General features: G+C 73.1%; 24 protein-coding genes and 1 riboswitch. Of the genes, 10 read left to right on the top strand and 14 right to left on the bottom strand.

Annotated elements, in window-relative coordinates; translation table 11 throughout:
• Positions 1 to 21 precede the first annotated feature (21 nt).
• Positions 22 to 1,293 (bottom strand): Ig-like domain-containing protein, encoded by a 1,272-nt coding sequence (locus ACFOW4_RS19390; RefSeq protein ID WP_377529649.1) that lies wholly within the window; start codon positions 1,291 to 1,293, stop codon positions 22 to 24.
• Between the two features lie 480 nt (positions 1,294 to 1,773).
• Between ACFOW4_RS19390 and ACFOW4_RS19385 the strand changes: the two genes are divergently transcribed.
• Together ACFOW4_RS19385 and ACFOW4_RS19380 are read left to right on the top strand one after the other, a co-directional pair.
• Entirely contained in the window at positions 1,774 to 2,709 is a 936-nt protein-coding gene (locus ACFOW4_RS19385; protein WP_377529646.1) for a TIM barrel protein, read from the top strand.
• A 45-nt stretch (positions 2,710 to 2,754) separates the two neighbouring features.
• Positions 2,755 to 4,860, top strand: coding sequence for a PQQ-dependent sugar dehydrogenase (locus tag ACFOW4_RS19380; RefSeq protein WP_377529643.1), 2,106 nt, complete (start codon positions 2,755 to 2,757; stop codon positions 4,858 to 4,860).
• 83 nt (positions 4,861 to 4,943) lie between these two features.
• Here the strand turns inward: ACFOW4_RS19380 and ACFOW4_RS19375 are convergent, their stop codons facing one another.
• The 4 genes from ACFOW4_RS19375 to pdhA form a co-directional block, all read right to left on the bottom strand.
• Positions 4,944 to 6,620, bottom strand: a complete 1,677-nt coding sequence (locus ACFOW4_RS19375; protein WP_377529641.1) for a right-handed parallel beta-helix repeat-containing protein — start codon at positions 6,618 to 6,620, stop codon at positions 4,944 to 4,946.
• Positions 6,621 to 6,732: 112 nt separating this feature from the next.
• A complete protein-coding gene (locus ACFOW4_RS19370) occupies positions 6,733 to 8,214 on the bottom strand; it encodes a dihydrolipoamide acetyltransferase family protein (protein ID WP_377529639.1) in 1,482 nt (493 codons plus the stop codon).
• Positions 8,211 to 9,227 carry an alpha-ketoacid dehydrogenase subunit beta gene (locus ACFOW4_RS19365; RefSeq protein ID WP_377529739.1) on the bottom strand — a complete coding sequence of 339 codons (1,017 nt, stop codon included), beginning with the start codon at positions 9,225 to 9,227 and terminating at the stop codon, positions 8,211 to 8,213. Before ACFOW4_RS19365 ends, ACFOW4_RS19370 begins: the two co-directional genes overlap by 4 nt.
• Positions 9,224 to 10,390, bottom strand: a complete 1,167-nt coding sequence (gene pdhA / locus ACFOW4_RS19360) for a pyruvate dehydrogenase (acetyl-transferring) E1 component subunit alpha (protein ID WP_377529636.1) — start codon at positions 10,388 to 10,390, stop codon at positions 9,224 to 9,226. Before pdhA ends, ACFOW4_RS19365 begins: the two co-directional genes overlap by 4 nt.
• Positions 10,391 to 10,496: 106 nt before the next feature.
• On the opposite strand from pdhA, the gene ACFOW4_RS19355 reads away from it, so the two are divergent.
• Positions 10,497 to 11,003, top strand: a complete 507-nt coding sequence (locus tag ACFOW4_RS19355) for an Lrp/AsnC family transcriptional regulator (RefSeq protein ID WP_377529634.1) — start codon at positions 10,497 to 10,499, stop codon at positions 11,001 to 11,003.
• 82 nt (positions 11,004 to 11,085) lie between these two features.
• Here ACFOW4_RS19355 and ACFOW4_RS19350 read toward each other — a convergent pair whose 3' ends face one another.
• The 3 genes from ACFOW4_RS19350 to ACFOW4_RS19340 form a co-directional block, all read right to left on the bottom strand.
• Positions 11,086 to 12,057, bottom strand: coding sequence for a DNA polymerase domain-containing protein (locus tag ACFOW4_RS19350; RefSeq protein ID WP_377529633.1), 972 nt, complete (start codon positions 12,055 to 12,057; stop codon positions 11,086 to 11,088).
• Between the two features lie 77 nt (positions 12,058 to 12,134).
• Positions 12,135 to 12,461: a hypothetical protein gene (locus tag ACFOW4_RS19345; protein ID WP_377529631.1), complete on the bottom strand. Its 327-nt coding sequence runs from the start codon at positions 12,459 to 12,461 to the stop codon at positions 12,135 to 12,137.
• Positions 12,462 to 12,768: 307 nt separating this feature from the next.
• Positions 12,769 to 13,008, bottom strand: coding sequence for a hypothetical protein (locus tag ACFOW4_RS19340; RefSeq protein WP_377529629.1), 240 nt, complete (start codon positions 13,006 to 13,008; stop codon positions 12,769 to 12,771).
• A 125-nt stretch (positions 13,009 to 13,133) separates the two neighbouring features.
• Here ACFOW4_RS19340 and ACFOW4_RS19335 point away from each other — a divergent pair, with 125 nt between their 5' ends.
• The 4 genes from ACFOW4_RS19335 (at position 13,134) to ACFOW4_RS19320 (ending at position 16,965) form a co-directional block, all read left to right on the top strand.
• Positions 13,134 to 13,865: a histidine phosphatase family protein gene (locus ACFOW4_RS19335; RefSeq protein ID WP_377529626.1), complete on the top strand. Its 732-nt coding sequence runs from the start codon at positions 13,134 to 13,136 to the stop codon at positions 13,863 to 13,865.
• Positions 13,849 to 14,718 carry an NAD(P)H-hydrate dehydratase gene (locus ACFOW4_RS19330; RefSeq protein WP_377529624.1) on the top strand — a complete coding sequence of 290 codons (870 nt, stop codon included), beginning with the start codon at positions 13,849 to 13,851 and terminating at the stop codon, positions 14,716 to 14,718. Before ACFOW4_RS19335 ends, ACFOW4_RS19330 begins: the two co-directional genes overlap by 17 nt.
• A 145-nt stretch (positions 14,719 to 14,863) precedes the next feature.
• Positions 14,864 to 16,336 (top strand): S8 family serine peptidase, encoded by a 1,473-nt coding sequence (locus ACFOW4_RS19325; protein WP_377529621.1) that lies wholly within the window; start codon positions 14,864 to 14,866, stop codon positions 16,334 to 16,336.
• Positions 16,337 to 16,464: 128 nt separating this feature from the next.
• Entirely contained in the window at positions 16,465 to 16,965 is a 501-nt protein-coding gene (locus tag ACFOW4_RS19320; protein WP_377529619.1) for a hemerythrin domain-containing protein, read from the top strand.
• 77 nt (positions 16,966 to 17,042) lie between these two features.
• Here the strand turns inward: ACFOW4_RS19320 and ACFOW4_RS19315 are convergent, their stop codons facing one another.
• Entirely contained in the window at positions 17,043 to 17,849 is an 807-nt protein-coding gene (locus tag ACFOW4_RS19315) for an SDR family NAD(P)-dependent oxidoreductase (RefSeq protein WP_377529617.1), read from the bottom strand.
• A 150-nt stretch (positions 17,850 to 17,999) separates the two neighbouring features.
• Positions 18,000 to 18,089, top strand: a riboswitch (ZMP/ZTP riboswitch).
• Between the two features lie 18 nt (positions 18,090 to 18,107).
• Here ACFOW4_RS19315 and ACFOW4_RS19310 point away from each other — a divergent pair.
• Positions 18,108 to 19,544: a glycine hydroxymethyltransferase gene (locus tag ACFOW4_RS19310; RefSeq protein ID WP_377529616.1), complete on the top strand. Its 1,437-nt coding sequence runs from the start codon at positions 18,108 to 18,110 to the stop codon at positions 19,542 to 19,544.
• Positions 19,545 to 19,662: 118 nt separating this feature from the next.
• Here ACFOW4_RS19310 and ACFOW4_RS19305 read toward each other — a convergent pair whose 3' ends face one another.
• Positions 19,663 to 19,923, bottom strand: coding sequence for a hypothetical protein (locus ACFOW4_RS19305; RefSeq protein WP_377529613.1), 261 nt, complete (start codon positions 19,921 to 19,923; stop codon positions 19,663 to 19,665).
• A 189-nt stretch (positions 19,924 to 20,112) separates the two neighbouring features.
• Complete coding sequence (locus ACFOW4_RS19300) at positions 20,113 to 21,216, bottom strand: alpha-hydroxy acid oxidase (protein WP_377529611.1); 1,104 nt, start codon at positions 21,214 to 21,216, stop codon at positions 20,113 to 20,115.
• A 267-nt stretch (positions 21,217 to 21,483) separates the two neighbouring features.
• On the opposite strand from ACFOW4_RS19300, the gene ACFOW4_RS19295 reads away from it, so the two are divergent.
• Positions 21,484 to 22,407, top strand: a complete 924-nt coding sequence (locus ACFOW4_RS19295; RefSeq protein ID WP_377529609.1) for an aminoglycoside phosphotransferase family protein — start codon at positions 21,484 to 21,486, stop codon at positions 22,405 to 22,407.
• A gap of 19 nt (positions 22,408 to 22,426) precedes the next feature.
• Positions 22,427 to 22,831, top strand: a complete 405-nt coding sequence (locus ACFOW4_RS19290; protein WP_377529607.1) for an MmcQ/YjbR family DNA-binding protein — start codon at positions 22,427 to 22,429, stop codon at positions 22,829 to 22,831.
• Between the two features lie 100 nt (positions 22,832 to 22,931).
• On the opposite strand, the gene ACFOW4_RS19285 is transcribed toward ACFOW4_RS19290, so the two are convergent.
• Genes ACFOW4_RS19285 through ACFOW4_RS19275 form a run of 3 tightly spaced genes read right to left on the bottom strand, consistent with a single transcriptional unit; the run spans position 22,932 to position 25,074 of the window.
• The gene (locus tag ACFOW4_RS19285) at positions 22,932 to 23,420 is read right to left on the bottom strand and encodes an LOG family protein (protein WP_377529605.1); all 489 of its coding nucleotides are present in this window, start codon (positions 23,418 to 23,420) and stop codon (positions 22,932 to 22,934) included.
• Between the two features lie 56 nt (positions 23,421 to 23,476).
• Entirely contained in the window at positions 23,477 to 23,830 is a 354-nt protein-coding gene (locus ACFOW4_RS19280; RefSeq protein WP_377529603.1) for an antibiotic biosynthesis monooxygenase family protein, read from the bottom strand.
• The gene (locus tag ACFOW4_RS19275) at positions 23,827 to 25,074 is read right to left on the bottom strand and encodes a beta-ketoacyl synthase N-terminal-like domain-containing protein (protein ID WP_377529601.1); all 1,248 of its coding nucleotides are present in this window, start codon (positions 25,072 to 25,074) and stop codon (positions 23,827 to 23,829) included. The genes ACFOW4_RS19280 and ACFOW4_RS19275 overlap by 4 nt, the downstream gene beginning before the upstream one ends.
• Positions 25,075 to 25,107 lie beyond the last annotated feature (33 nt).

Below are 25,107 nucleotides of genomic sequence, written 5' to 3'. Positions count from 1 at the left end.
GGCCGGCCTCGACGGTACGGCTCAGCCGCCGGTCACCGACGGCGCCGGTGCGGGCGATCCGCCGGCCACCGCCCCGGGGTGCGGCGGAGCGGCCGGCGCCGGCCGGAGCCCGGACGGCACGGGCAGGGCGCTGCCCCGGGCGAATTCGTCCCAGCTCACGTTCCACGCGGTCCATCCGTTGCCGGGCTGCAGCGGCACCTCCGTGCCCTTGACGGTGACCAGGTCACCGACCTGGGTCACCCCCATCAGCCAGTCCGCCGCCGTGGCTGCGACGTTGGTGCAGCCGTGCGAGACGTTGGCGCTGCCCTGGTCTCCCTCCGACCAGGGGGCGGAGTGGATGAACTCACCGCCCCAGGTGAGGCGCTGCGCGTCGTCGACGTCGACCACGTAGCCGCCGTCCGGCTCACCCCGCGTGTCGAACGTCGTCCGCTCGTGCTTCTCCATGATCACCATCTTGCCGCTGGAGGTCGGCGTACTCGGCTTGCCCAGGCTGACCGGGATCCGGCGGACCTGCTTACCGTCCCGCAGCACCGTCATCTGCTTGGTGGCGTTGTCGATCTCCAGTGCGACCTGCTTGCCGATGGTCGAGGTCGCCTTCCGCTCCGCGTCACCGACCCGGTCCTTGCCGATCGGCAGGCCTTCCAGCGCGGCCCGGACGCTGATCGTGGTGCCGGGTCGCCAGAAATCGGGGGCCCGGTAATAGACCTGAGTGCCGTCCTCCAGCCACGACCAGGTGCCCGGCTGAGGCGGATTCGTCTTTACGAACAACCGGCGCTGCACATCCGCCCTGGCCTCTTTTGGAATTCCCGGGTCGAACGCCACCGTAACCGGCATCGCGGTGCCGTACGTCCGGTTGCCGACGAAATAGAGGGTACTGGTGATCGCCGGCTTGCTGGGCTTCGCCATGGTGGTGAAGGTAGTCGTGCGGGTGGTCGTGGCGCCCGAGTCACCGGTCGCGGTCACCTCGGCGGTGTAGGTCCGCTTCGGTTGCAGCGGGGTGCTCGGCACCCAGGACGAGCCGTCCTCCCGGGGCTCCGCCTTGACTTGGCCGCCCTTGTCGTCGGTGAGCCGCACGCCGGTGATCCGACCGCCCTTGACCGCGGTACCGACCTCCGCGCTGATCGGCACGTCGCGGGTCTTGTCGCCGGGCGTCACGGTGAGTTCCGGCGCCGAGACGTGGTGTTTCTTGCCCGGCCCGTCCGCCGCATCGCTGTGCGCGGTACACCCGACCAGTACCAGTGGTGCGGCCGCGATGGTTACTCCGAACAGCGTCAGTCGCCGCCTCAACGTCATGTTCAGTCCCCCCGTTTTCTGCTTCCCTCTGCCACATTCTCGCCGCCTCGACAAGGTCGTCCACGCAATTCGAAAGAATCGGCTGCGCAATTTGTCGGCGCAATTTCCGGTGCTGCGCCGGTTGGCGGAAAAGGCGCGACCCGGCCCCGACTGGGTGGACCGATCCGGTACGGCCGGCGCTGCGCCGACCGAGCGGCATCGTCCGGTCCGGACCCGGCCGCACCGCTTCCGCCCGCATCGCCCGCCCACCACGCCCCGAGGCGGGCGGCGGGTGGGGAGACGAACCGGGCAACCCCGACGCCCTCGGCCGCATCCCGGGGACGGACTTTTGTCGGCAACAGCGAAGCTTCTGGGCCTCGAGACGAAGCCCGATCCCCGTTCCGCCGGAGCACGCTCCGGCCGGTCCGGCGCGCCCGGCGACGGCTGCCGGTCGACCGACCACCGCCGCTGCCTCACGGCCGGCAGGAAGGGATCACCACCATGGATCAGCAGACCACCCGACCGGAGCCGGCGCCGGCGTCCGAGCCGGTCAGCCGACGCGGCCTGCTCCGCGCCGCGACCGTCTCCGCCGCCGCCGTCGGCACCACCGGCGTGCTCGGCGGCCCGGCCAGCGCCGCGCCGGCCGAACACCGCCCCGGCCGGCGTCGGGTGCCGGTGGACCGGATCAGCATCCAGCTCTACACGCTGCGCGACCAGCTCGCCGCCGACCTGACCGGCACACTCGCCGAGCTGCGCCGGATCGGCTACCGGCGGGTGGAGCACGCCGGCTTCGTCGGGCGTACCGCCGCGCAGTTCCGGGCCGCGCTGGACGCGGCCGGGCTGCGGGCGACCTCCGGGCACACCGGCATTCCGCAGCCGTTCGACGCCGCCGCCTGGGAACGCGCCCTGGCCGACGCGAACGTCGTGGGCTGCCAGAAGATCGTGCACCCGTACTTCGGTCGGGGCGCCGACGGCCGGCCCATCCGGGACCCCGCCGTCTACCGGGCCCTGGCCCGCGACCTCAACCGGGCCGGCCGACTGGCCGAGCGGGCCGGGCTGGACTTCGGCTACCACAACCACCAGTTGGAGTTCGTGCCGCTGACCGACGGGTCGACCGGCTTCGAGATCCTCGCCGAGCAGACCGACCCCCGGCTGGTCCACTTCGAACTCGACCTGTACTGGGCCTGGCGGGGCGCGCACGACCCGGTCGACGTGATCCGCGCCCACCGCGGCCGGATCCGCCAGGTGCACGTCAAGGACCTCGACGTCGAGGGCGGCTTCGCCGACCTCGGGACCGGCGTCATCGGCTTCGGCCGGATCTTCGCCCATGAGCGGGAGGCGGGCATCGAGGAGTACATCGTGGAGCGCGACGACGCGGGCACCGCGCCGCGCGCCCCGGCCGACGCCCTGGACACCGCACGGGTCGGCTTCAACTAACTCGCCTCGCTCCGGTACTGACCACCACACCTCGGGGGACCATTGATGAACAGAACCGCACTGCTGTCCGCCCTGCTGCTGGTGACCGCCGGCCTGGCCGCGCCACCGGCGGCGGCGACCGCCGCGCCCGCGCCGGCCGCGCCGCCCGACAGCAGCTTCCAGAAGGTGACACTGAACGACTATCCCGGCGAGCCGATGAGCCTCGCCGTCCTGCCCGACCTGCGGGTGCTGCACACCTCCCGCACCGGCGAGGTCCGCATCCACGACCCGCGCACCGGGCTCAACACCCTCGCCGCTGACATCCCCGTCTACGAGCACGACGAGGAAGGGCTGCAGGGGGTCGCGATCGACCCGAACTTCGCCCAGAACAAGTGGGTCTACCTCTACTACTCGCCGCCGATGAACACGCCGGTGGACGACCCGGCGACCCCCGGCGTCAACGAGGGGGACGCGCCGGAGACCGGCACCGAGGCGGACTGGCAGCGGTTCAAGGGCGCGCTGCGGCTGTCCCGGTTCAAGCTGGACGGGATGAGGCTGAACCTCGCCAGCGAGCAGCAGATCATCGACGTGCCCACCGACCGGGGCATCTGCTGCCACGTCGGCGGCCAGATCGACTTCGACAGCAAGGGCAACCTGTACCTGTCGACCGGTGACGACACCAACCCGTTCGCCTCCGACGGTTACATCCCCATCGACGAGCGGGCCGACCGAAACGCGGCGTACGACGCCCAGCGCACCTCGGCCAACACCAACGACCTGCGCGGCAAGCTGCTGCGGATCAAGGTGAAGGCCGGCGGTGGTTACACGGCGCCGGCCGGCAACCTGTTCAAGCCCGGTACGGCGCAGACCCGCCCGGAGATCTACGCGATGGGTCTGCGCAACGCGTTCCGGTTCGCCGTCGACCGGCGTACCGACGACGTGTACCTGGGCGACTACTCCCCGGACGCCTCCAACCCGAACCCGGAGCGCGGGCCGGCCGGGCACGGTCGGTGGATGCGCATCGACAAGCCGGCGAACTACGGCTGGCCGTACTGCGTGACGCCGACGATCGCCTACCGCGACTATGACTTCGCCACCGGCCAGTCCGGCGCCAAGTTCAACTGCAAGCGCCCGGTCAACGACTCACCGCACAACACCGGCAAGCGGATACTGCCACCGGTCGAGCAGCCGGAGGTTTGGTACCCCTCCGCGGCGTCGGGTGAGTTCCCGCAGCTGGGCAGCGGCGGCATCGGCCCGATGGGCGGCCCGGCGTACGACTACGACGGGACGAGCACGTCGCGTACCCGCTGGCCGGCCTACTACGACGGGGTGCCGCTGTTCTACGAGTGGACCCGGGACTACATCAAGGAGTTCCGCCTCGACGAAGACGGCGACGTCAACGACATCCGGCCGGTGGTGCCGTCGCTGGTCGTGGACAACCCGATGGACATGGAGTTCGGCCCGGACGGCGTGCTGTACGTGCTCGAGTACGGCGACGGCTACTTCGCCGAGAACCCCGACGCCCAGCTCTCCCGGATCGACTTCGTACGAGGCAACCGGACGCCGATCCCGAAGATCAGCGCGGACCCGACCGCCGGGCAGGCGCCCCTGACGGTCCGGTTCTCCAGCGCTGGCACGGTCGACCCGGACGGTGACCGGCTGCGCTACGCGTGGGACTTCGACGCCGACGGCTCGGTCGACTCCACCGATCCCAACCCGACCTGGACGTACCGGGCGAACGGCTCGTACAACCCGACGGTGAAGGTCACCGACCGCACCGGGCGCTCCGCCGCGGCCACCCTGCCGCTGCTGATCGGGCCGCGCGCGCCGATCGTCGAGTTCGTCACCCCGGTGGCCGGGCAGCCCTTCGAGTTCGGGCAGACGGTCGCGTACCAGGTGAAGGTCACCGACGACCTGCCGGTGGACTGCTCCCGGGTGCGGGTCACCTACGTGCTCGGCCACGACCAGCACGGCCACCCGCTCTCCTCGGCGACCGGCTGCTCCGGGACCATCACGACCTTCGTCGACGGCGGCCACGGTGGGGCGGACAACCTCAGCGCGGTCTTCGTGGCGGAGTACACCGACGCGCCGACCGAGCCGGGTGTGCCGCCGCAGACGGGCAGCGCCACGGTGGTGCTCGACCCCGACCCGGTGGCCGGCCTGGCTGGCTGACCACGCTCCGGCGGCGGCCCGGCTTCGGCCGGGTCGCCGCCGGCGTCGGTTCCGGTTTCGTCCCCGTCGCCGCCGGCAGCGGTTCAGTCGCCGTCCTCGTCGCCGTGGTTGCGGTCCCACCGACCGCCCACCGGTGGGGTGTCCAGCCGCACCGGTGCGACCAGGTTGCCGCCGAAGTCGTTGTCCTCGATCCGGCAGTGCAGGCAGCTGCCCCGCTCGGTGATCCACAGCCCGTGGCTCTGAGTGCGCGGGTCGCGGCCGTCCCAGACCCGGTTGCCCCGGATGGCGGCCCGGTCCACCGCCGCGTTGACGGTGATGCCGGCCCGCACCGGCGGGCCGGCCGGTAGCTCGTAGCGCGCACCGGGCGGTGGGATGTCGCCGCTCCACGCGATCAGCGAGTCCGGTCGTACCGGGGCGAGGGTCAGCTCGGTGTCGTTGTTGGCCGCCACCACCGCGACCCGGTTGCCGACCCGCAGCAGCTTGCCCCGGTGCCCGTCGTTCTTCCAGGTCGCCCGCCGGTCCACCAGCGACCGCTCGCTGTACCGCACCGAGTCGCCGCCCCCGGTCGTCACCGGCTCGCACTGCCGGCCGTTGCTGCGGATCCGGTTGTTGAGCACCGTGGCGTCACGCATCGGGCGGTCGATGCGGATCGCGTCGGCGGCGTTGCCGAAGAAGTCGTTGCTCTCGATCACGATGTTCTCGGCCGGGACCTGCCCGACCTCGCCCAGGTCGCACTGGTGGTAGCCGTAGCGGCCGTTACCGCTGATCCGGTTGCCGCGCACGGTGTACGGGCCGGGCGTGTTGCCGATGCTGACCCCGTCGCGGATGTTGCCGTCGATCACGCAGTCGCTGAGGACCCCGGCCCGTCCGGCCATGTGCGTGGTGCCCTTGGCCGAGACGTGGAAACCGGCCTCCAGGTTGCCCGTCATCGTGCACGAGCTGACGATGAGGCCGTTGGCGCCCCAGTCGGAGATGCCGAACCGGTTGCCCTGCGAGTGGCAGCCGATGATCCGGATGCCCCGCGGGCGCAGCGCGTCCGGGTACTGCATTTCCAGGAAGATGCCGTTGGTGGCGTTGCCGACCGCGCTGCAGTTGACGATGTTGAGGCGCTCGACACTGCCCCAGCCTCCGATACCCACGCCGATGCCGGCGCCGCCCAGCTCGGTGCCGTTGTCCAGCCGTCCGCAGCCGACGACCAGCACGCTGTCGATCACGCAGTCCTGCAGGAAGTCGCAGCCCATCCCGGTGGCTGCGGTGTGGTGGATGTAGAGGTTGCGGAAGATGCCCCGCACCACGTACTGCAGGCCGAGCCCCTTGGCGAGGGGGTTGTAGTCGGCCGACGACACCCCGGAGCCGTCGATCTCGAAGTCGGCGAACGTGCAGTAGGCGAGGTGTCGATCCGGACCGGCGCCATGCTCCTTGGCGGTGTAGAAGGCCAGCGGGGTGGGGTCGGCACGGTTGCCGGCGTTGCTGAGCACGAAGCGGGTCGCGCCGGGGCCGGCGCCGAGCAGCGAGACGCCGGTTCGCCAGACCGTGCCGGCGTCGCGGATGGAGTACACCCCCGGCGGGCAGTAGATCACCCGAGCCCGCCCGTCGGCCGCGTACGCGTCGCCTAGCCGGTCGACCAGCGCGGCGAAGGCCGGCTGGTCGTTGGTCCGGCCGTCTCCGGCGAGTCCCTCCTGGCGCGCGTCGCAGAGCAGCGGCGCCCCCGCCACCGGGTGGACCCGCACACCGGGCGCGGGCGTCTCCGGATACGACACGGCCTCTCCCCTCGACGACGGCGGGGCCGCTTTCCCGCTGCGGTGGCGGGAAAACGCCGACCGGCCCCGCACCGCGCCGGCGGTACGGGGCCGGTGACGGCCGTCGAGCGGGTCAGACGGCGGCGATCAGCAGCGCCGGCCGCTCCACGCAGTCGGCGACGTGCCGCAGGAAACCGCCGGCCACCCCACCGTCGCAGACCCGGTGATCGAAGGTCAGGCTGAGCTGGGTGACCTTGCGGACGGCGAGCTGCCCGTCGACCACCCAGGGCTTGTCCACGATCCGCCCCACCCCGAGCAGCGCCGCCTCCGGGTGGTTGATGATCGGCGTGGACCCGTCCACGCCGAACACCCCGTAGTTGTTCAGGGTGAAGGTGCCGCCGGTGAGCCGGGCCGGCGGCAGGGTGCCCGCCCGGGCCGCCGTGGTGGTGGCCGCCAGTTCGGCGGCCAGCTCGGCGGTGGTGAGCCGCTGCGCGTCGCGCAGCACCGGCACCACCAGGCCCCGGTCGGTCTGCGCGGCGATGCCCAGGTGCACTGCGGCCGACTGCACGATCCGCTGGCCCTCGGTGTCGACCCGGGCGTTGAGTTGCGGGAACCGGCGCAGGCCGCTGAGGCAGATCCGGGCCAGCAGGGCCAGGATGCTCACCGGCGCGTCCGGCGTCGCCGCGTTGATCGCCGCCCGGGTCTCCAGCAGTGCGGTGGCGTCCACGTCGACCCAGATGGTGACCTCGGGGATCTCCCGCCGGCTGCGGGAGAGCTTGTCGGCGATCGCCCGGCGGATCCCGGTCAGCGGGATGACCACGTCCTGGTCGCCGGTCGGGGTGAGGTCGCCCGGCCCGGACGGGGCCGGCTGCTCGGGCACCGCGGCGAGCCGGCCGGCGGGTGCCGTTCCGGCGGCTTCCACGTCGGCGCGGCGGATCACGCCGCCGGGGCCGCTGCCCCGCACCGCGGCCAGGTCGATCCCGCGCTCCCGGGCCAGGCGCCGCACGATCGGCGAGATCACCAGGGCCGCCGGCGCGGACCCGCAGACCGGGCGTGCCGGGTCCGCCGACGCGGTCCCGGCGCCTTGCGGTACGGCGGTTCCGGTGCCCGCCGGAGCGGCGGTCGGACTGCCCGCCGGCGCAGCGGTCCCGGTGCCGGCCGGAGGGGCGGCGTCGCCGATCCCGGCCGGAGCGGAGGTCGCGGTGCCGTCCGGAGCGGGGGCGAGAGTCAGCCGGGGTCGGCGGCGCCGCCGGCCCGATCCGCCGTGCCCGGTGCCGTAGCCGATCAGCACGTTGCCGGAGCCGGCCCGCTCCTCTTCGCGGTAGGTGGCGTGTCCGACCGGCTCGGCACCGCCGTCGCCGTCGAGCGGCGCGATGGTGATCAGCGGTTGGCCCACCGGGCGCACCTCGCCCGCCGCGCCGTGCAGGGCGACCACCCGGCCGGCGTACGGGCAGGGCACGTCGACGACGGCCTTGGCGGTCTCCACCTCGACCACGCTCTGGTCCACCGTCACCACGTCGCCGACGGCGACCCGCCACTCGACGATCTCGGCCTCGCTCAGCCCCTCGCCCAGGTCGGGCAGGAGGAAGACCTGCGTCCGCTCGACCGTGGTCACGCCGCGCTGCCCTGGTTCAGCCAGCGCGCGTCCGGCTGGTCGTCCCACTGCAACCGGGCCACCGCGTCCAGCACCCGGTCCACCCCGGGCAGGTGGGTGTGCTCCAGCATCGGCGCGGGGTACGGGATGTCCAGCCCGGCCACCCGCAGCACCGGGGCGTGCAGGGCGTGGAAGCAGCGCTCCTGCACCCGGGCGGCGATCTCCGCGCCGACCCCGGCGAAGCCGGGCGCCTCCTGGATGACCACGCACCGGCCGGTGCGTCGTACCGAGGCGGTGATGGTGGCGTCGTCGAACGGCACGATGGTGCGTACGTCCACCACCTCCAGGTCCCAGCCCTCCTCGCGGGCGGCCTCGGCGGCCTCCAATGCGACGGGCACCGCCGGCCCGTACGCCACCAGGGTGGCGTCGGTGCCGGCGCGGCGCACGACCGCCCGACCGAACGGCTCGGTGCGCGCCGGCAGCTCGGCCTCGGCGCTGGAGAAGTAGAGCTTCTTCGGCTCCATGAAGACCACCGGGTCGGGGTCGTCGATGGCCTCGCGCAGCAGGGAGTACGCGTCCTCGACCGTGGCCGGAGTGACCACCTTCAGGCCTGGGGTGTGCGCGTAGTACGCCTCGGACGAGTCGCAGTGGTGCTCGACCCCTCCGATGCCGCCGGCGTAGGGCACCCGGATGACGATCGGCACGCTCAGCGCGCCCCGGGTCCGGTTGCGCAGCTTCGCGACGTGCGAGGCGATCTGCTCGAACGCCGGGTACGCGAACGCGTCGAACTGCATCTCGACGACCGGTCGGAGCCCGGACATGGCCAGGCCGACGGCGAAGCCGACGATGCCGGCCTCCGCGAGGGGAGTGTCGAAGCAGCGGGTGTCCCCGAAACGGGCCTGGAGGCCGTCGGTGATCCGGAAGACGCCGCCGAGCGCCCCGACGTCCTCGCCGAAGACGACCACCCGGTCGTCGACGGCGAGCGCGTCGGCGAGCGCGGCGTTGAGCGCCTTCGCCATGGTGGTGGCCATCAGTGCCCACCCTCCTCGTCGGCCGCGGCGGCCAGCTCGGCGCGGACCTGCTCGCGCTGCTCGACCAGTTGCGGGGTGGGCTCGGCGTAGACGTGCTCGAAGAGGCTCAGCGGGTCCACGGTGGGCTGGACGTTCATCCGGGTCCGCAGGTCCGCCGCGTACGCCTCGGCCTCCTCGGCGACCGCGGCGACCGCCGCGTCGTCGAGGTTCCCGCGGGTGCGCAGGTAGGTCTCCAGCCGAGCGAGGGGGTCGCGGTCGCGCCAGGCCTCGACCTCCGCGCCGTCGCGGTAGCGGGTGGCGTCGTCGGCGTTGGTGTGCGGCTCCATCCGGTAGGTGTGCGCCTCCACCAGGAACGGTCCGTTGCCGGCCCGGGCGTGCGCGACCGCGCGGGTCAGCACGGCGAGCACCGCCACCGGGTCGTTGCCGTCGACCTGCTCGCTGGGTACGCCGTAGCCGACGCCCTTGTACGCCAGCGACGGGGCGGCGGTCTGCCGGGACAGCGGGACGCTGATCGCGTACCGGTTGTTCTGCACGAAGTAGACCACCGGCGCCTTGAACACGGCGGCGAAGTTGATGCCCTCGTGGAAGTCGCCCTCGCTGGTCGCGCCGTCGCCGATGAAGGCCAGCGCCACGGTGTCGCGTCCCTGGTACGCCTCGCCGTGGGCCAGCCCGGCGGCGTGCACGCACTGGGTGGCGAGGGGGGTGCACTGCGGCGCGGTCCGCACGGCGGCGGGGTCGTAGCCGCAGTGCCAGTCGCCGCGCAGCAGAGTGAGCACCTCGACGGGGTCGATGCCCCGGGCGACCAGCGCCATCGACTCGCGGTAGGTGGGGAAGACCCAGTCGGTGTCGCGTACGGCGAGCGTGGCGGCGACCTGGCAGGCCTCCTGTCCGCGCGAGGACGGGTAGACCGCCAGCCGGCCCTGCTTGGTCAGCGCGGTGGCCTGGGTGTCGAACCGGCGGCCGATCACCATCCGGCGGTACAGCTCGCGCAGCGCCTCGACGGGCGGCTCCGGGTAGTCGGTGCGGGCCGGCAGCGGCGTGCCGGTCTCGTCGAGCAGGCGGACCGGCTCGGCGGCCGGCAGCAGCGTGCGTGCCGGGTCGGGCGGGGTGGCCGCCCGGCGGGTACGCGGGGATGCCCTGCGGACCGCCTGGGGTGTGGTCGTCACGGCGGGGACCTCCTGGGACGTGTGGTGGCCCTATGCTCCTGCTGTCGGATGATTGACTCAAGATCCACGGCTAACGCGGGACGGTTGGTATGCGGGAAGGGCATCGGTGAGCCAGGAGACCGGGGCCGGGGCGGACCGGACGACCGAATCGGGACGATCGGCCCGACCGCTCGACGAGGTGGACCGGCGGATCCTCGACGAACTGGTCCGCGACGGTCGCACCTCGGTACGCACCCTGGCCGAGCGGATCCACATCTCCCGCACCAACGCGTACGCGCGGGTGGAGCGGCTGCTGCGCGAGGGCGTGATCACCGGCTTCCGGGCGCAGGTGGCGCCGGAGGCGGCCGGGCTGGGCACCTCGGCGTACATCGCGTTGACGATCGAGCAGAACACCTGGCGGGAGGTCTCGGCGGAGCTGGCCCGGGTCCGCTACATCGAGCACGCCGCGCTGCTCGGCGGCGACCACGACGTCCTCGCGCTGGTCCGGGCGCCGGACAACGCGGCGCTCCGCGACGTGGTGCTGGGCCGGGTGCAGAGCATCCCCGGGGTGCTGTCCACCCGCACCTGGCTGGTCTTCGAGGAGTTCGACGGCGCCGGCAGCCCCTGGGCCTGAGTGCAAGGAAGGGCCCCTTGTTAACGCCTGAGGTAGAGCAAGGGACCCTTATTAACGCCTGGCGTTAAGAAGGGGCCCCTGCTTACCGCTCGGGCGGGGCCTCCAGGCCCTCCTGGTCGGCCAGCTGCAGGAGCGGCTCCAGGGAGTAGCGCCGGTCGTCCAGGCCGGCGTGCGGGTCGCCCCGCTCGGCGAACCGGGCGGGCATGCTGACCACGTCGAAGTCCTCCGGCCGGACCTCGTCCAGCTCGGACCAGTCCACCGGTGCGGAGACCAGCGCCGCGGGGGTGGGCCGGATCGAGTACGCCGAGGTCACCGTGTGGTCGCGAGCCATCTGGTTGTAGTCGACGAAAACCGGCCGGTCCCGCTGCTCCCGCCACCAGGTGGTGGTGACCAGGTCCGGCAGCCGGCGCTGCATCTCCCGACCCAGCGCCAGCACCGCCCGCCGGCACTCGCCGAAGCTCCAACGCGGCTCGATCGACAGGTAGACGTGCAGACCCCGACCGCCGGTGGTCTTCGGGTAACCGGTCAGACCCAGCTCGGCGAGGAACGCCCGCACCTCGTGGGCCACCGGCACCACCTGCTCGAAGCCGACGCCGGGCATCGGGTCGAGGTCGATGCGCAGCTGGTCGGGGCGCTCCACGTCGGCGGAGGTGACCGGCCACGGGTGGAACCGCAGGGTGCCCAGGTTGGCCGCCCAGATCACCACGGCCAGCTCGCTCGGCGCCACCTCGTCGGCGGTACGGCCGCTGGGGAAGGTGATGTGCGCGGTGCGTACCCAGTCGGGGGCGCCCGCCGGCAGCCGCTTCTGGTAGAAGGCATCGCCCCGGTTGTCCTGCCGGGTGGCGATCGTCGCGCCCTCGAACACTCCGCGCGGCCAGCGTTCCAGCATCGTCGGCCGGTCCCGCAGGGCGCGCAGGATGCCGTCACCGACGGCCAGGAAGTAGCGGACCACGTCCAGCTTGGTCAGCCCACGCTCGGGGAAGTAGGGCTTGTCGGGGCTGGAGACGCGGACGACCCGCTCACCAACCTGGATCTCCTGCGCCGCCGTCGCCACGCCCCCGAGGGTACGACGCCGACGGACGGCCGGCGGCCCCCCGCCGAACACCAGCGTGGCGCGACCCAGCGGGTCGGTCAGGTGACCAGCAGGATACCGACCAGCATCAGCGGCAGCCCGACGAACAGGAAGATGCCGACCCCGGTGAGCACCCGCCCGCCGCCGGCCTCCTCGCGCTCCGGAGCGACGCCGAAGGTGGAACGGGCACCCAGCATGCCGATCCGGCTGAGCGTCAGGTCGCCGGTCACGCCGAGCAGCGCGCCGACCACCATCAGGGCGATGCCGAGACGCCCGACGAAATCGCCGCCGGCGACCGCCACCCAGATCGCGGCGGCCAGCGCGACCAGCACCAGGGCGATCACGAACAGCAGCAGCGCCTCGCGCAGACCCCGCACGACCGTCATGTTCCGGACCACCTCCGTCTCGGGGCGGGCCGGCCACCCCGGACGGACATTGTTCCTTATCGACGTGTGCCGGCGCTGTCCCGAACCGGACCGGACTCGGTCGGGTCGGGCGGGACGTGGGCCCGGGGCCGCCAGGTCGACCGCCCCGGGCCACACCCCCACCACCCGCCCTTTGCTCTGCTTCCATCCACGCGACACGACACTGACGGCTGCGAACCGTTGCCTCCGCTGAAGCAGAGCAAAGGGTGTGAAGAACCGGGTCAGGATGCTCGTCGACCGGTTCCCGCGTCACGGGCGATCACGGTGGTCAGCGCTTCTCCTGCTGCATCCGGGACATCAGCAACTGCTTGCCCTGCTCGCCCGCCTTGCGGCTGTTGTCCTGGATCATGCGGAACCAGTTCGCGAGTTCGCTGTCGCCGCGTCCCTCGGCGTCGGCGATGTACGTGTCCATCCGGTACACGTTCTCCATCGACATCTGCATCGCGCGGATCAGGTCGTAGTTCTTGTCCTTCACCGGGCTGATCTTCTCCTTGGCCATGGTCGTCATGGCGTACCTCCCCTGTCGGCTCACGGTGAAGCCCGCGCTTACCCGGCCGGGTGGGGTTCACGCCCGCCGCCCGGGTACGCCCACGGCGCGGTTACCGGGCACCCGGGCCGGGTAGGGGGTGCCGCATGGCCGAACTGGCAACCTTGTGGATCATCCGGCACGGGGAGAGCACGGCGAACGTGGCGGCGACCGAGGCGGAGGCGTCCGGCGCGGAGCTGATCGGGCTCACCCACCGGGACGCGGACGTGCCGCTCTCCCCCACCGGCGAGGAGCAGGCCCGGGCCACCGGCAACTGGCTGGCCGGGCTACCGGCGGACCGGCGTCCGGACGTGGCGGTGGTCTCGCCGTACCTGCGGGCGGTCCACACCGCCGAGCTGGCGCTGCACGGCACCGGCGTGCCGGTGAGCCGGGACGAGCGGCTGCGCGACCGCGAGCTGGGCATCCTCGACGGGCTGACCGGCCACGGCGTGCACCAGCGGTTTCCGGAGGAGGGCGAGCGCCGCACCAGGCTGGGCAAGTTCTACTACCGGCCGCCCGGCGGGGAGTCGTGGACCGACGTGGCGCTTCGGCTGCGGACCCTGCTCGGCGACCTGCGTCGCGACCACGAGGGCCGCCGGGTGCTGCTCTTCGGCCACGACGCGCTTGTCTTCCTGCTGCGTTATCTCATCGAGGGGCTGACCGAGCCGGAGCTGATGGCGCTCACCCGGGAGCACGTCATCGCCAACTGCTCGATCACCCACTGGTCCGCCGACGCGCAGGGCCAGCTGACGTTGGGCGGGTTCAACGAGGTCGGCCACCTGCACGCGCGGGGTGCCCGCCAGACGAAGGAGGACGAGGTCCATGCCGAACCGGTCTGAGGCCCGGGTGATCACCGCGGGACTGCTGCGGGACTGGGCCCTGCCGGTGCCGGCCGGCGGCAAGGAGAGCCGGGGCACCGTCCTGGTGGTCGGCGGTTCCCGCTTCACCCCCGGGGCGGTCCTGCTCGCCGGAGTGGCCGCGCTGCGCGCTGGCGCCGGGGTGCTCCAACTCGCCGCCGCCGAGTCCACCGCCGCCGCGCTGAGCATCCAGGTGCCTGAAGCGCTGGTCGTCGGGCTGCCGGAGACGGCCGGCGGCGCGGTCGCCGGCCGGTCCGACGACCAACTGGGCGAGCTGCTCGCCGACGCCGACGTGGTGGCCCTCGGCCCCGGACTCAAGGAGATCGACGAGACCCGGCGGCTGCTGCACCTCGTCCTCGACACGGCCGGCCCGCGAACTCCGCTCGTGCTCGACGCGTACGCGCTGGGGGCGCTGAGCCACGAGCCGGACCTGCTGGTCGGCTCCGGCCGCCCCGTGGTGCTGACCCCCAACGTCACCGAGGCCGGGCACCTGCTCGGCCGGGACCCGGGCGAGGACCTGGACGCCGCGGCGGCCGAGCTGGCCAACCGGTACGAGGCGGTCGTCTCGCTCTACGGGCACGTGGCCGCCCCGGACGGGCGGGGCTGGCGCGAGGAGAGCGGTGACGCCGGGCTGGGCACCTCGGGCAGCGGCGACGTGCTCGCCGGACTGCTGGCCGGGCTGCTCTCGCGGGGCGCGGAGCCGGCGCAGGCCGCCTGCTGGGGGGCGTTCGCGCACGCGGTGAGCGGCCAGCGGCTCGTCCCCCGCTACGGCCGGATCGGCTTCCTGGCCCGGGAGCTGCTCGACGAGATCCCGCAGACCCTGGCCACCATCTGACACCTTTCGTCCCACTCGGACGAGTGTGTGTAACGCCACACCGACCATCCACGCTGGAGTACCGGAGGTGGGCATCCCGCCCGCCTCCGGCCGACGCTCCCCGCCAGGGGGCGCACCGGCCGGTACCCCGCCTCTGGGAGTCTGTGTGAAGAACCTCCGTCGCAAGACACTGGCCGCCGCGTCCGCCGTGACGCTCGGGGTCGGTCTCGCCGTCACCGGCGGACTGGCACCGGCGGCGGCCGCCGGCCCGGACACCACGTTCCTGGTTCTCGCCCCGCAGGGTGCGACGAACGACAAGGCGGTCGCCCGGGTGGCCGCCGCCCAGGGCACGGTGGTTGCCAACTACGAGCAGATCGGTGTGCTCGTCGTCCGCTCCACCAACCCCGACTTCGCCGCGAAGGTCGTGGGCAACGGGGTCGAGTCGGTGGCGGCGACCACCGGGCTCGGCACCGCCCTCGACGAGGGCGAGACCGTGGAGGTCTCCGCGCCCGCCGTCGCCAACGCCACCGGCGACCCGACCAAGGAACCGCTCTTCGGCCAGCAGTGGGACATGCCGATGATCGACGTCCCGCAGGCGCACGCGGTCACGACCGGCAGCGCCGACGTCGTCGTGGGCGTGCTGGACAGCGGCATCTCGTCCACCCACCCCGACCTGGCCAGCCAGATCGCCAGGGACAGGAGCACGTCCTGCATCGGTGGCGTCTCCGACACCACCGAGGCGGCCTGGAACCCGACCACGTCCGACCACGGCACGCACGTGGCCGGCACCATCGCCGCCGCCATCAACGGCGTCGGTGTCACCGGCGTCGCCCCGGGCGTCAAGGTGGCCGCCGTCAAGGTGGTCAACGACGACGGCTTCATCTACCCCGAGGCGGCGGTCTGTGGCTTCCTCTGGGCGGCGGAGCACGGGATGCAGGTCACGAACAACAGCTACTACATCGACCCGTGGGAGTTCAACTGCCGCAACGACGCGCGTCAGCGCCCGGTGTGGCAGGCCGTGCAGCGGGCCATCCGCTACTCGAACAGCAAGGGCGTGCTGAACGTCGCGTCCGCCGGCAACTCCAACGTCGACCTGGCGCACAAGACGGTCGACTCGCTCAGCCCGGGCGACGGGACCCCCGAGGTGCGCGACATCAACAGCGCCTGCCTCGACCTGCCGGCCGAGGCGCCGGGCGTGGTGACCGTCTCCGCGGTCGGCCCGACCGGGGAGAAGAGCTACTACTCCTCCTACGGGCAGGGCGTCGTGGACGTCACCGCTCCGGGTGGTGACACCCGGTTCCGCACCCAGGGTGCCCGGTCGACCCTGACCGACGGCATCCTGTCCACCACCTTCAACACCGCGACGCGGACCAACGGCTGGGGCTACAAGCAGGGCACCTCGATGTCCGGCCCGCACGCCACCGGCGTCGCGGCGCTGGCGCTGTCGGCCCACCCGGGCATGTCTCCGGGCCAGCTGGCGTCGTTCCTGGAGCGCACCGCCGAGGCGAAGAGCTGCCCCGAGGGTGTCTACAACCCGGCTCCGCTGCTCGGTGCCGTCTACAACGCGACCTGCTCCGGCGGCGAGCGCAACAGTTTCTACGGCGCGGGCATGGTGAACGCGTACAACGTGGTGAAGTAACGAAAAGGCACGACCAGTGATGGGGCCCGGCGCTTCGGCGCCGGGCCCCACCCGTCCGGGGGAAAACTGTTTCTCCAGCTCAAACCCGGGGTACCGGACGACCACCAGACAACCTAGGAGGTCAACCGGTGTCCACCGATGCCATCGTCCTGCTCAAAGAGGACCACAAGGAGATGCGCCGCCTGTTCAAGGCGTTCGCCGACGCCGAGGAGGGCCCTGCCAGCGAGCGGCAGAAGCTGGTCGGTCAGATCCTGGAGGCCCTGACCGTGCACACCTACCTGGAGAACGAGGTGATGTACCCCGAGGTCCGCCGGCTGCTGCCCGACCTGGAGGACGACATCCTCGAGTCGTACGAGGAGCACCACGTCGCCGACCTGCTCTGCGCCGAGCTGGCCACGATGGACGCGGACGACGAGCGCTTCACCGCCAAGACCACGGTGCTCATCGAGAACGTGACGCACCACGTCGAGGAGGAGGAGCAGGAGTGGTTCCCCAAGGTGCGCGAGGCGCTGGGCCGCAAGCAGCTCCAGGAGATCGGCGAGAAGATGATCGCGCTGCGCGCGGACGCGCCGCGTACGCCGACCGAGCCGAAGGCGATCAAGAAGGCGCTCGACGCGGTGAACGCCTGACCCACCCGCGCACGTCGACGGGCCCGGCGGCGCAGCCGGGCCCGTCGTGTTGTGCCGGAGGCCGGCGAGCCGGCCGGTCAGCCGCCCGAACCGGGCTCGGCCATCCGTCGGTGCTGCTCGGACTTGAGCTTGTCCGGGACGATTTTCCCGGCCGCGGTCTGCACCTTGTTCATCAGTGAGCCGGCGGTGACCGTCTGGTCGCCCTTCATCAGCGCCTCGAAACCCTGCGCGGCGACCTTCGCCGGGTCGTCCTTCTTCCCCGAGCCCACCCGGGTGTCCTGCATGTCGGCCCGGTCGAAGAACTCGGTGTCGGTCGGCCCGGGCATCAGCGACGTCACCGTGACGCCGGTGTCCTTGAGCTCGTTGCGCAGCGCCTCGGCGAAGGACTGCACGAACGACTTCGACGCGTTGTAGACCGCCTGGAACGGCCCCGGCATGGTGGAGGCGATCGACGAGGTGAACAGCACCCGGCCGGCGCCGCGCTCGACCATCGCGGGCAGCAGCCGCTTGGCCAGGTGCACGGTCGATCGCACGTTCAGATCGACAATCTCCAGCTCGTCGCGCAGGTCGGTGCCGCCGACGAAGGCGCCGCCGGCGCCGCGCCCGGCGTTGAGCGCCAGCGCGTCCACCGGACGGCCGGTCGCGGCGACCGCCGCCGCCAACTCCTCCACGTCCTGCTCACGGGCCAGGTCGACGCGGACCGGCTGCACCCGCGGCCCGCCGTCGCGACGCAGCTTCCCGGCCGCCGCCGTGATGCCGTCGTCCTCGGCGGCGACGACCAGGTCGAAGCCGTGCTCGGCGAACTGCACCGCCAGCTCGTACCCGATCCCGCTGGACGCCCCGGTCACCACGGCGAGCGGCCGGTCGGTGCTCGGTGTGGTCATGGTGGTTGACTCCTCTCGTCCCGGTGGCGGTCGCACCCGCACCGGTACGACCCGCCTGCGTACCGTGCCCCGACACGGACCGCCCAACCACCCGGCGGGCCGGCGAATGCGGAGGTCGGCCGGGTGGTCCCCGGAAGACCCGGTAGGATCGCCGCGGGCCGTTACTGGCGCGTGGGGATGGAGAACCATCGGGGAGCGGCCTCGTCACGTGGACGTTTGCCGAGCGCCTGGGCCTTCCGCACGTCTGTAGGAGGTCGCATGTCGCGCAATGCCGAGTCCACCGCTTTCCGGAGCGCCCTCGAGGTGATCCGGGCCGTCGAGCCGCGGGTGGCCGACGCCATCGGCGCCGAGCTGACCGACCAGCGTGAGTCGCTGAAGTTGATCGCCAGCGAGAACTACGCCTCCCCGGCGACGCTGCTCGCCATGGGCAACTGGTTCAGCGACAAGTACGCCGAGGGCACCGTGGGCCGCCGCTTCTACGCCGGCTGTCAGAACGTGGACACCGTCGAGGCGCTCGCCGCCGAGCACGCCCGGGAGCTGTTCGGCGCGGCGCACGCGTACGTGCAGCCGCACTCCGGCATCGACGCCAACCTGGTCGCGTTCTGGGCGGTGCTGGCCGACCGGGTGGAGTCGCCCGCGCTGAAGAAGGCCCAGGTCCGCCAGGTCAACGACCTCACCGAGGCGGACTGGTTCGCGCTGCGCCGTGAGCTGGGCAACCAGCGGATGCTGGGCATGTCGCTGGACGCCGGCGGCCACCTCACCCACGGTTTCCGCCCGAACATCTCCGGCAAGATGTTCGACCAGCGCAGCTACGGCACCGACCCGGCGACCGGTCTGATCGACTACGACCGGGTCGCCGAGGTGGCTCGCGAGTTCAAGCCGCTGATCCTCGTCGGTGGCTACTCGGCGTACCCGCGGAAGGTCAACTTCCGGATCCTGCGGGAGATCGCCGACTCCGTGGGCGCCACCTTCATGGTCGACATGGCGCACTTCGCCGGCCTGGTCGCGGGCAAGGTGTTCACCGGCGACTTCGACCCGGTGCCGCACGCGCACATCGTCACCACCACCACCCACAAGTCGCTGCGCGGCCCGCGCGGCGGCATGGTGCTCTGCCAGCCGGAGCTGGCCGACCAGGTGGACCGGGGCTGCCCGATGGTGCTCGGCGGTCCGCTGCCGCACGTGATGGCCGCGAAGGCGGTCGCCCTGGCCGAGGCCCGCCGCCCCGACTTCGCCGACTACGCCCAGCGGATCGTGGACAACGCGCAGGCCCTCGCCGAGGGGCTGCTGAGCCGGGGCGCGAAGCTGGTCACCGGCGGCACCGACAACCACCTCGTGCTGATCGACGTGTCCGGCTACGGGCTCACCGGCCGGCAGGCCGAGCAGGCGCTGCTGGACTCGGGCATCGTCACCAACCGCAACTCGGTCCCGCAGGACCCGAACGGCGCCTGGTACACCTCCGGCATCCGGATCGGCACCCCGGCGCTGACCACCCGCGGCCTGGGCACCGCCGAGATGGACCAGACCGCCGAGCTGATCCACGCCGTGCTCACCCAGACCACCCCCGGCGCAAACGCCGACGGCACCCCGTCGAAGGCCAAGTACACCCTCGACCCGGCGCTGGCCGACAAGATCTCCCGCCAGGCGACGGACCTGCTGACCCCGTTCCCCCTCTACCCCACCGTCGACCTGACCTGACGGCCGGCTCCACCCCGCCCCGGCGTTGATCAAGAGGTTCCGGACCCAAACCTCTTGATCAACGCCGGGGCGGGGGTTCGGTGACGAGATGATCGTCGCCAGGTGTGCCGGTTGGGGATCAGTTGAGCGGCCGCTTGAGGTGGTAGCGGTGCACCTCCGTGCTGCCCTGCACGTTGTTGACGTCCTCACCGGCGGAGACCAGCTCCCAGCCCTCCCGGCCGGCGCGGTTCAGGTGCGCGATGGCGGTGTCGCCGTAGGGGGTGATGTCCTTGCGTGACCCGTCCGGGCCGTACCAGATGAACGAGACGGTGAAATTGCGGCCCTGTCCCTGATAGCGGCGGACGAGCAGGGCGTACTCCCAGGCAACCATGTGGCCCATTATGACCGTCCACCGAGGACCCGCGTACGCGGGCCGTCGCGCATTGCCACGCGGTGAACGCGATGTGTCAACCCGTCGTGCCAGCGGCCGGCGGGCCAGCTCGTCGGCGATCTGGGCGGCCAGCCGGTCCAGCTCGAGGTCGATCTGCGGCGGCGAGGGTCAGGTCGACCCATTCGCGACGATCACCGGTCAGCCCACCGCTATCGTGCGGAGTTCGCGGGCGTCCGCCGGGTCGGCGCAGCCGGCCAGGGTGAACGCGTCGCACAGCTCGGCGGCGAGCAGCGTCAGGGCGTCCTGCGCGGCGGGTCGACCACCTGCGGCGAGGGCCCAGAGCAGCGGCCGGCCGACCAGCACCCCGGCCGCGCCCAACGCGAGCGCCCGCAGCACGTCGGTGCCACCGCAGATGCCGCTGTCCAGCAGCACCTGACACTCCTCGCCGACCGCGTCGACGACCTCCGGCAGCATGGTGACGCTGGGCGGCGCCCCGTCGAGCTGCCGTCCGCCGTGGTTGGAGACCACCACCGCGTCCGCGCCGCTGCGCACCGCCTCGACCGCGTCCCGGGGGTCCAGCAGCCCCTTGACCACCAGCGGCAGGTCGACGTGTTCGCGCAACCAGGCCAGGTCGGACCAGCGCAGCGCCGGAGCGAATGACGCGCTGGTGTGCGCGGCGACCGCGGACACCCCGGGAGCGCCGGCGTGGGCCAGCGCGTCGCGGCCCTCGGGCAGGTTCGCCGCGACGACGTGGGCCGGCAGCCGGAAGGCGTTGCGCAGATCCCGGGGGCGCCGGCCGAGCACCGGGACGTCGACGGTGACCACCAGCGCCCGGCAGCCGGCCGCGACGACCCGGTCCAGGAGATCGCGCACCAGGGCCCGGTCGCGCAGCCAGTACAGCTGGAACCAGACCTCGGCGCCGACGCCGGTGACCTGCTCGATGGGAGTGCTGCCCAGGGTGCTGGCAAGGTAGGGCACGCCGGCCGCGCCGGCCGCCGCGGCGAGGGCCAGCTCCCCCTCCGGATGCACCAACCGCTGGTAGGCCATCGGCGCCACCCCGACCGGCATCGCGTACGGGCGGCCGAGCAGCCGGGTGCCCAGGCTGACCGTGTCCAACCCGCGCAGCATCCGGGGCAGCACCGCCACCCGGTCCAGGGCAGCCCGGTTCGCGGCCAGGGTCACCTCGGCGCCGCTGCCGCCGGCCACGTAGTCCCACACGTCGGCGGGGAGCACCGCGCGGGCCCGCTCGGCGTAGTCGGCAAGGGACACCGCCGGCGGGTCGGCCAGACTCGGCTCAGCCACCGCGCCCTCCCCTGCTCACCGTCGCCGCGACCGATTCGGCGCACCCGGACGCGCCGCCCGGCTCGTCCGCGCCGCCGCCGGCGCGGATCGCGGCCAGGTCCGCCGCGCGCGCCTCGGCGAGGAGACTACCGCTGTACGCCGGTGACCGCGAGCCGGGGAATCGGGCGCAGAGCCGGGGCAGGGCGAGGCGTCCCTCCAGCCGGGACGCCGCCGCGCCGAGGTGTAAAGCGGTTGCGGGGGTTCGGGCGGTTGGTGAGGCTCGGGGCGATGAGTGGACAGGGGTTCCCCGAGGTACCGCACGCCGATGTCGTGGTGGCCGACCGGATCGATTCGGCGCTGGTGCGCCGGCTGGTCGCCGAGCAGTTCCCGCACTGGGCCGGGCTACCGGTGCGACCGGTCGACGAGGGTGGCTGGGACAACCGCACCTTCCACCTGGGCGACCGGATGACGGTGCGGCTGCCCAGCGGCGAGGGGTACGCCCTCCAGGTCGCGAAGGAGCAGCGCTGGCTGCCGGTGCTCGGCCCGCTGCTGCCGCTGGTGGTGCCCGCCCCGCTCGGGTCCGGCCGCCCCGGCGCCGGCTACCCGTACCCGTGGTCGATCTACCGCTGGATCGACGGGCGGACCGCCCGGGCGGAGCGGATCGACGACCTGACCCGGTTCGCCACCGACCTCGCCGACTTCCTGCGTGCCCTGCGCGGCGTCGACGCCACCGGTGGCCCGGCGGCCGGCCGGCACAGCGCCTGGCGGGGCACGCCGCTGTCCACGTACGACGCGGAGACCCGGGCGGCGATCGAGACGCACCGCGACGGGCTGCCCGTCGACACCGTAACCGCCATCTGGCAGAGCGCCCTGGACGCCACCTGGGCCGGACCGCCGGTCTGGTTCCACGGCGACGTCGCGTCCGGCAACCTGCTGGTCCGGGACGGCCGGCTGGCCGCGGTCATCGACCTCGGCTGCTGCGGGGTCGGCGATCCCGCCTGCGACACGGTCATCGCCTGGACCCTGCTGCACGGCGCCAGCCGGGACGCCTTCCGCGACGCCCTCGACGTCGACCCGGCTACCTGGGCCCGGGGGCGCGGCTGGGCGCTCTGGAAGGCGCTGATCACCGTGGACAACCCGGACCAGGCCAAGGCCGCCGAGGCCCGGCACGTGCTCGGCCAACTGCTCGCGGAGCACGCCGCGGCGCGCTGAATCCCCGTACGGTGTGGACATGGCCAGCTGGGACGACGTCCGCCGGATCGCCCTCGCCCTGCCCGAGACCACCGAGCGGGGCAGTTACGACGGGCTGCCCGCCTGGCGGGTACGGGACAAGGCGTTCGTCTGGGAACGGCCGCTGCGCCGCGCCGACCTGGCCGCCCTGGGCGACGCGGCCCCGGACGGCCCGATCCTCGGAGCCCGGGTACCCGATCTCGGCGTCAAGGAGGCGCTGCTCGCCGACGACCCCGAGGTCTACTTCACCACACCGCACTTCGATGACTACCCGGCGGTGCTGGTCCGGCTCGACCGGATCGGTCTCGCCGAGCTCACCGAGCTGATCACCGAGGCGTGGTACGACCGGGCGCCGAAGCGCCTCGCCGCCGCCCACCAGGCCAAGCGGGACCCGGCCGCCGGCTAGTCTCGGTGGGTGGACCGGGTAGCCTGGGCAGCGCAGCCGAGCCCGGGCGGTGGCGCTGCTTCCCGGCGGCCCACCACGCCGACGCGGCCGCGCACGGACGTCAATCCGGCAGCGCCAACCGGACGGCGTCCTCGGGGCTGGTGGCGTACGTCGGACCGGCGACCAGATCGCCGGCGCCGTCCAGGACCCGCCAGCCGTGCAGCACCACCACCGGGACGGTGCCCCGGCGCAGCGCCAGCGCCACCTCGCTGAGCGTGCCCCAGGAGCCGCCGACGGCGATCACCGCGTCAGCGCTCCACACCAGCACCGCGTTGCGCGCCTGGCCGAGGTTGGTGACGATCGTCGCCGACACCTCGGCGACCGGGCCGGGCGCGGCGCCGTCGTCGGGGCGTACCCCGATCACCAGGCCGTCGTGTGCCCGGGCGCCGGCGGCGACCGCGGCCATCACCCCGCCGCCGCCTCCGCAGAGCACGGTGACGCCCCGGTCGGCGAGCAGCTCCCCCACTCGCCGGGCGGACGCCGCCTCCGCCTCGGTCGCGGTGGCCGGCCCGCAGACCGCCACCTGCATGGGATGCGGGCCGGACGCCATGGCCGTAGTCAAACACGCCGGGGCCGTCCCGGCGCGAGCGTCGGCCGGGTGGCCGCTCAGGCCGGGGCCGGGGTGGGAGTCTGGGCGTGGACGTGGAAGCGCAGCGAGCGGGCGTCGGTGAAGCACTCCCGCATCGGTCGCACCAGGTCGCGGTGCTCGGGGCTGCGCTCCCAGCTCTCGAAGTCCGCCAGGCTGGCCCACTCGCTGGTGATCAGCCACTGCTCCGGGTCGGTCGACGAGCGGCACACCTGGTCCACCAGGTGCCCCGGGACCCCGCCGGCGACCAGGTGCCGGACGGCCTCGTACGCGTCCAGGAACTGCTCGGTGCGCGCCTGCGGCACCCGCACCAGGAAGACCACGCGGGCCCGCTGCTCGTCGAGCCGGTCGAGCCGGTCGCTGTGCTCGCTCATGGCGTCGCTCCCCTCGTCGGCGCGGCCCCACGCAGGACCAGCGCGCTGTTGAACCCGTCGAAGCCCCGCGCGCAGACCAGCGCCAACCGACTGCGCGGCCGGCGGTGCTCCCGCAGGAAGTCCAGTTCGCACCCGTCGGCCACCTCGTCCGGCCCGGCCGAGGCGGGCAGCGTGTCGTGCGCGAACGCCAGCAGCGCGGTCGCCACGTCCAGCGCCGACCCGCCCTGGTGCGCCCGGCCGGTCAGCGGCTTCTGGGTGCTCACCGGGGGTGGCCGGTCGGCGAAGACCGCGCGCAGCGCCTCGGCCTCACTGCGGTCGTAGCGGGCGACGCCGAGCGCGTCGGGCAGCACCAGGTCGATTCCCGCCGCCCCGACGCCCGCCCGGTCCAGCGCCAGCCGCATCGCCCGGGCGTACTGTGCGGGGTCGCCCGCGCTGTCCGCCGTGGTGTGCGCGGCGTCGTGGGTGGAGCCCCAGCCGCTCACCTCACCGTAGATCCGGGCGCCCCGGGCCAGCGCGTGCCCCAGCTCCTCCACCACGAAGACCGCGCCCCCCTCGGCCGGCAGGTAGCCGCTGGCCGCGACGTCGAACGGCCGGTACGCCCGCTCCGGATCGGCCACGTCGCTGAGCAGCCCGGAGCGGAGCTGGCAGGCCAGCGCGTACGGGCTCAGCGGGCACTCGGTCGCTCCGGCGATCACCACCGGGGTGCCCCGGCGCACCGCCCGCGCGGCGTGCGCCAGGCTGTCCAACCCACCGGCGGTCTCGGCGACCAGCACCCCGCTCGGGCCCTTGAACTGGTGGTGGATGGAGAGCTGCCCGACGCTGGCCGCGTAGAACCAGGCGATCGACTGGTACGCGCCGACGGTGCGCGTCGGGCCACCCCAGAGGCGTTGCAGCTCCCGCTGGCCGAACAGGTTCCCGCCGGAGGAGCTGGCCAGGGTCACCGCGTAGCCGTACGGGTCGGGGGCCCGCTCGGGCAGCTCCGCGTCGTCCAGCGCCAGCCGGGTGGCGGCGAAGCCCAGGTGTGTCCACCGGTCGGTCTGCACCCGTTGCCGGCTGTCGGCGTAGGAGTCGGCGGCGAAGCCGGGCACCTCACCGCCGAAGCGGGTGGGATAGGTGGCCGGGTCGAACAGGGTGATCGGCCCGGTGCGCCGGGTTCCGGCCAGCACGGTCCGCCAGTGCGCGTCCGCGCCGATGCCACTAGGCGCGACCACACCGATCCCGGTCACCACGGCCCGGGCGGTCATCCGGTCACCACCCGTCGACGGGCCGCCTCGCCG

Origin of the sequence: Micromonospora sp. GCM10011542 (assembly GCF_042650685.1) — a bacterium.
Lineage (GTDB): Bacteria > Actinomycetota > Actinomycetes > Mycobacteriales > Micromonosporaceae > Micromonospora.
This window is presented reverse-complemented; position numbering and strand designations above follow the sequence as displayed.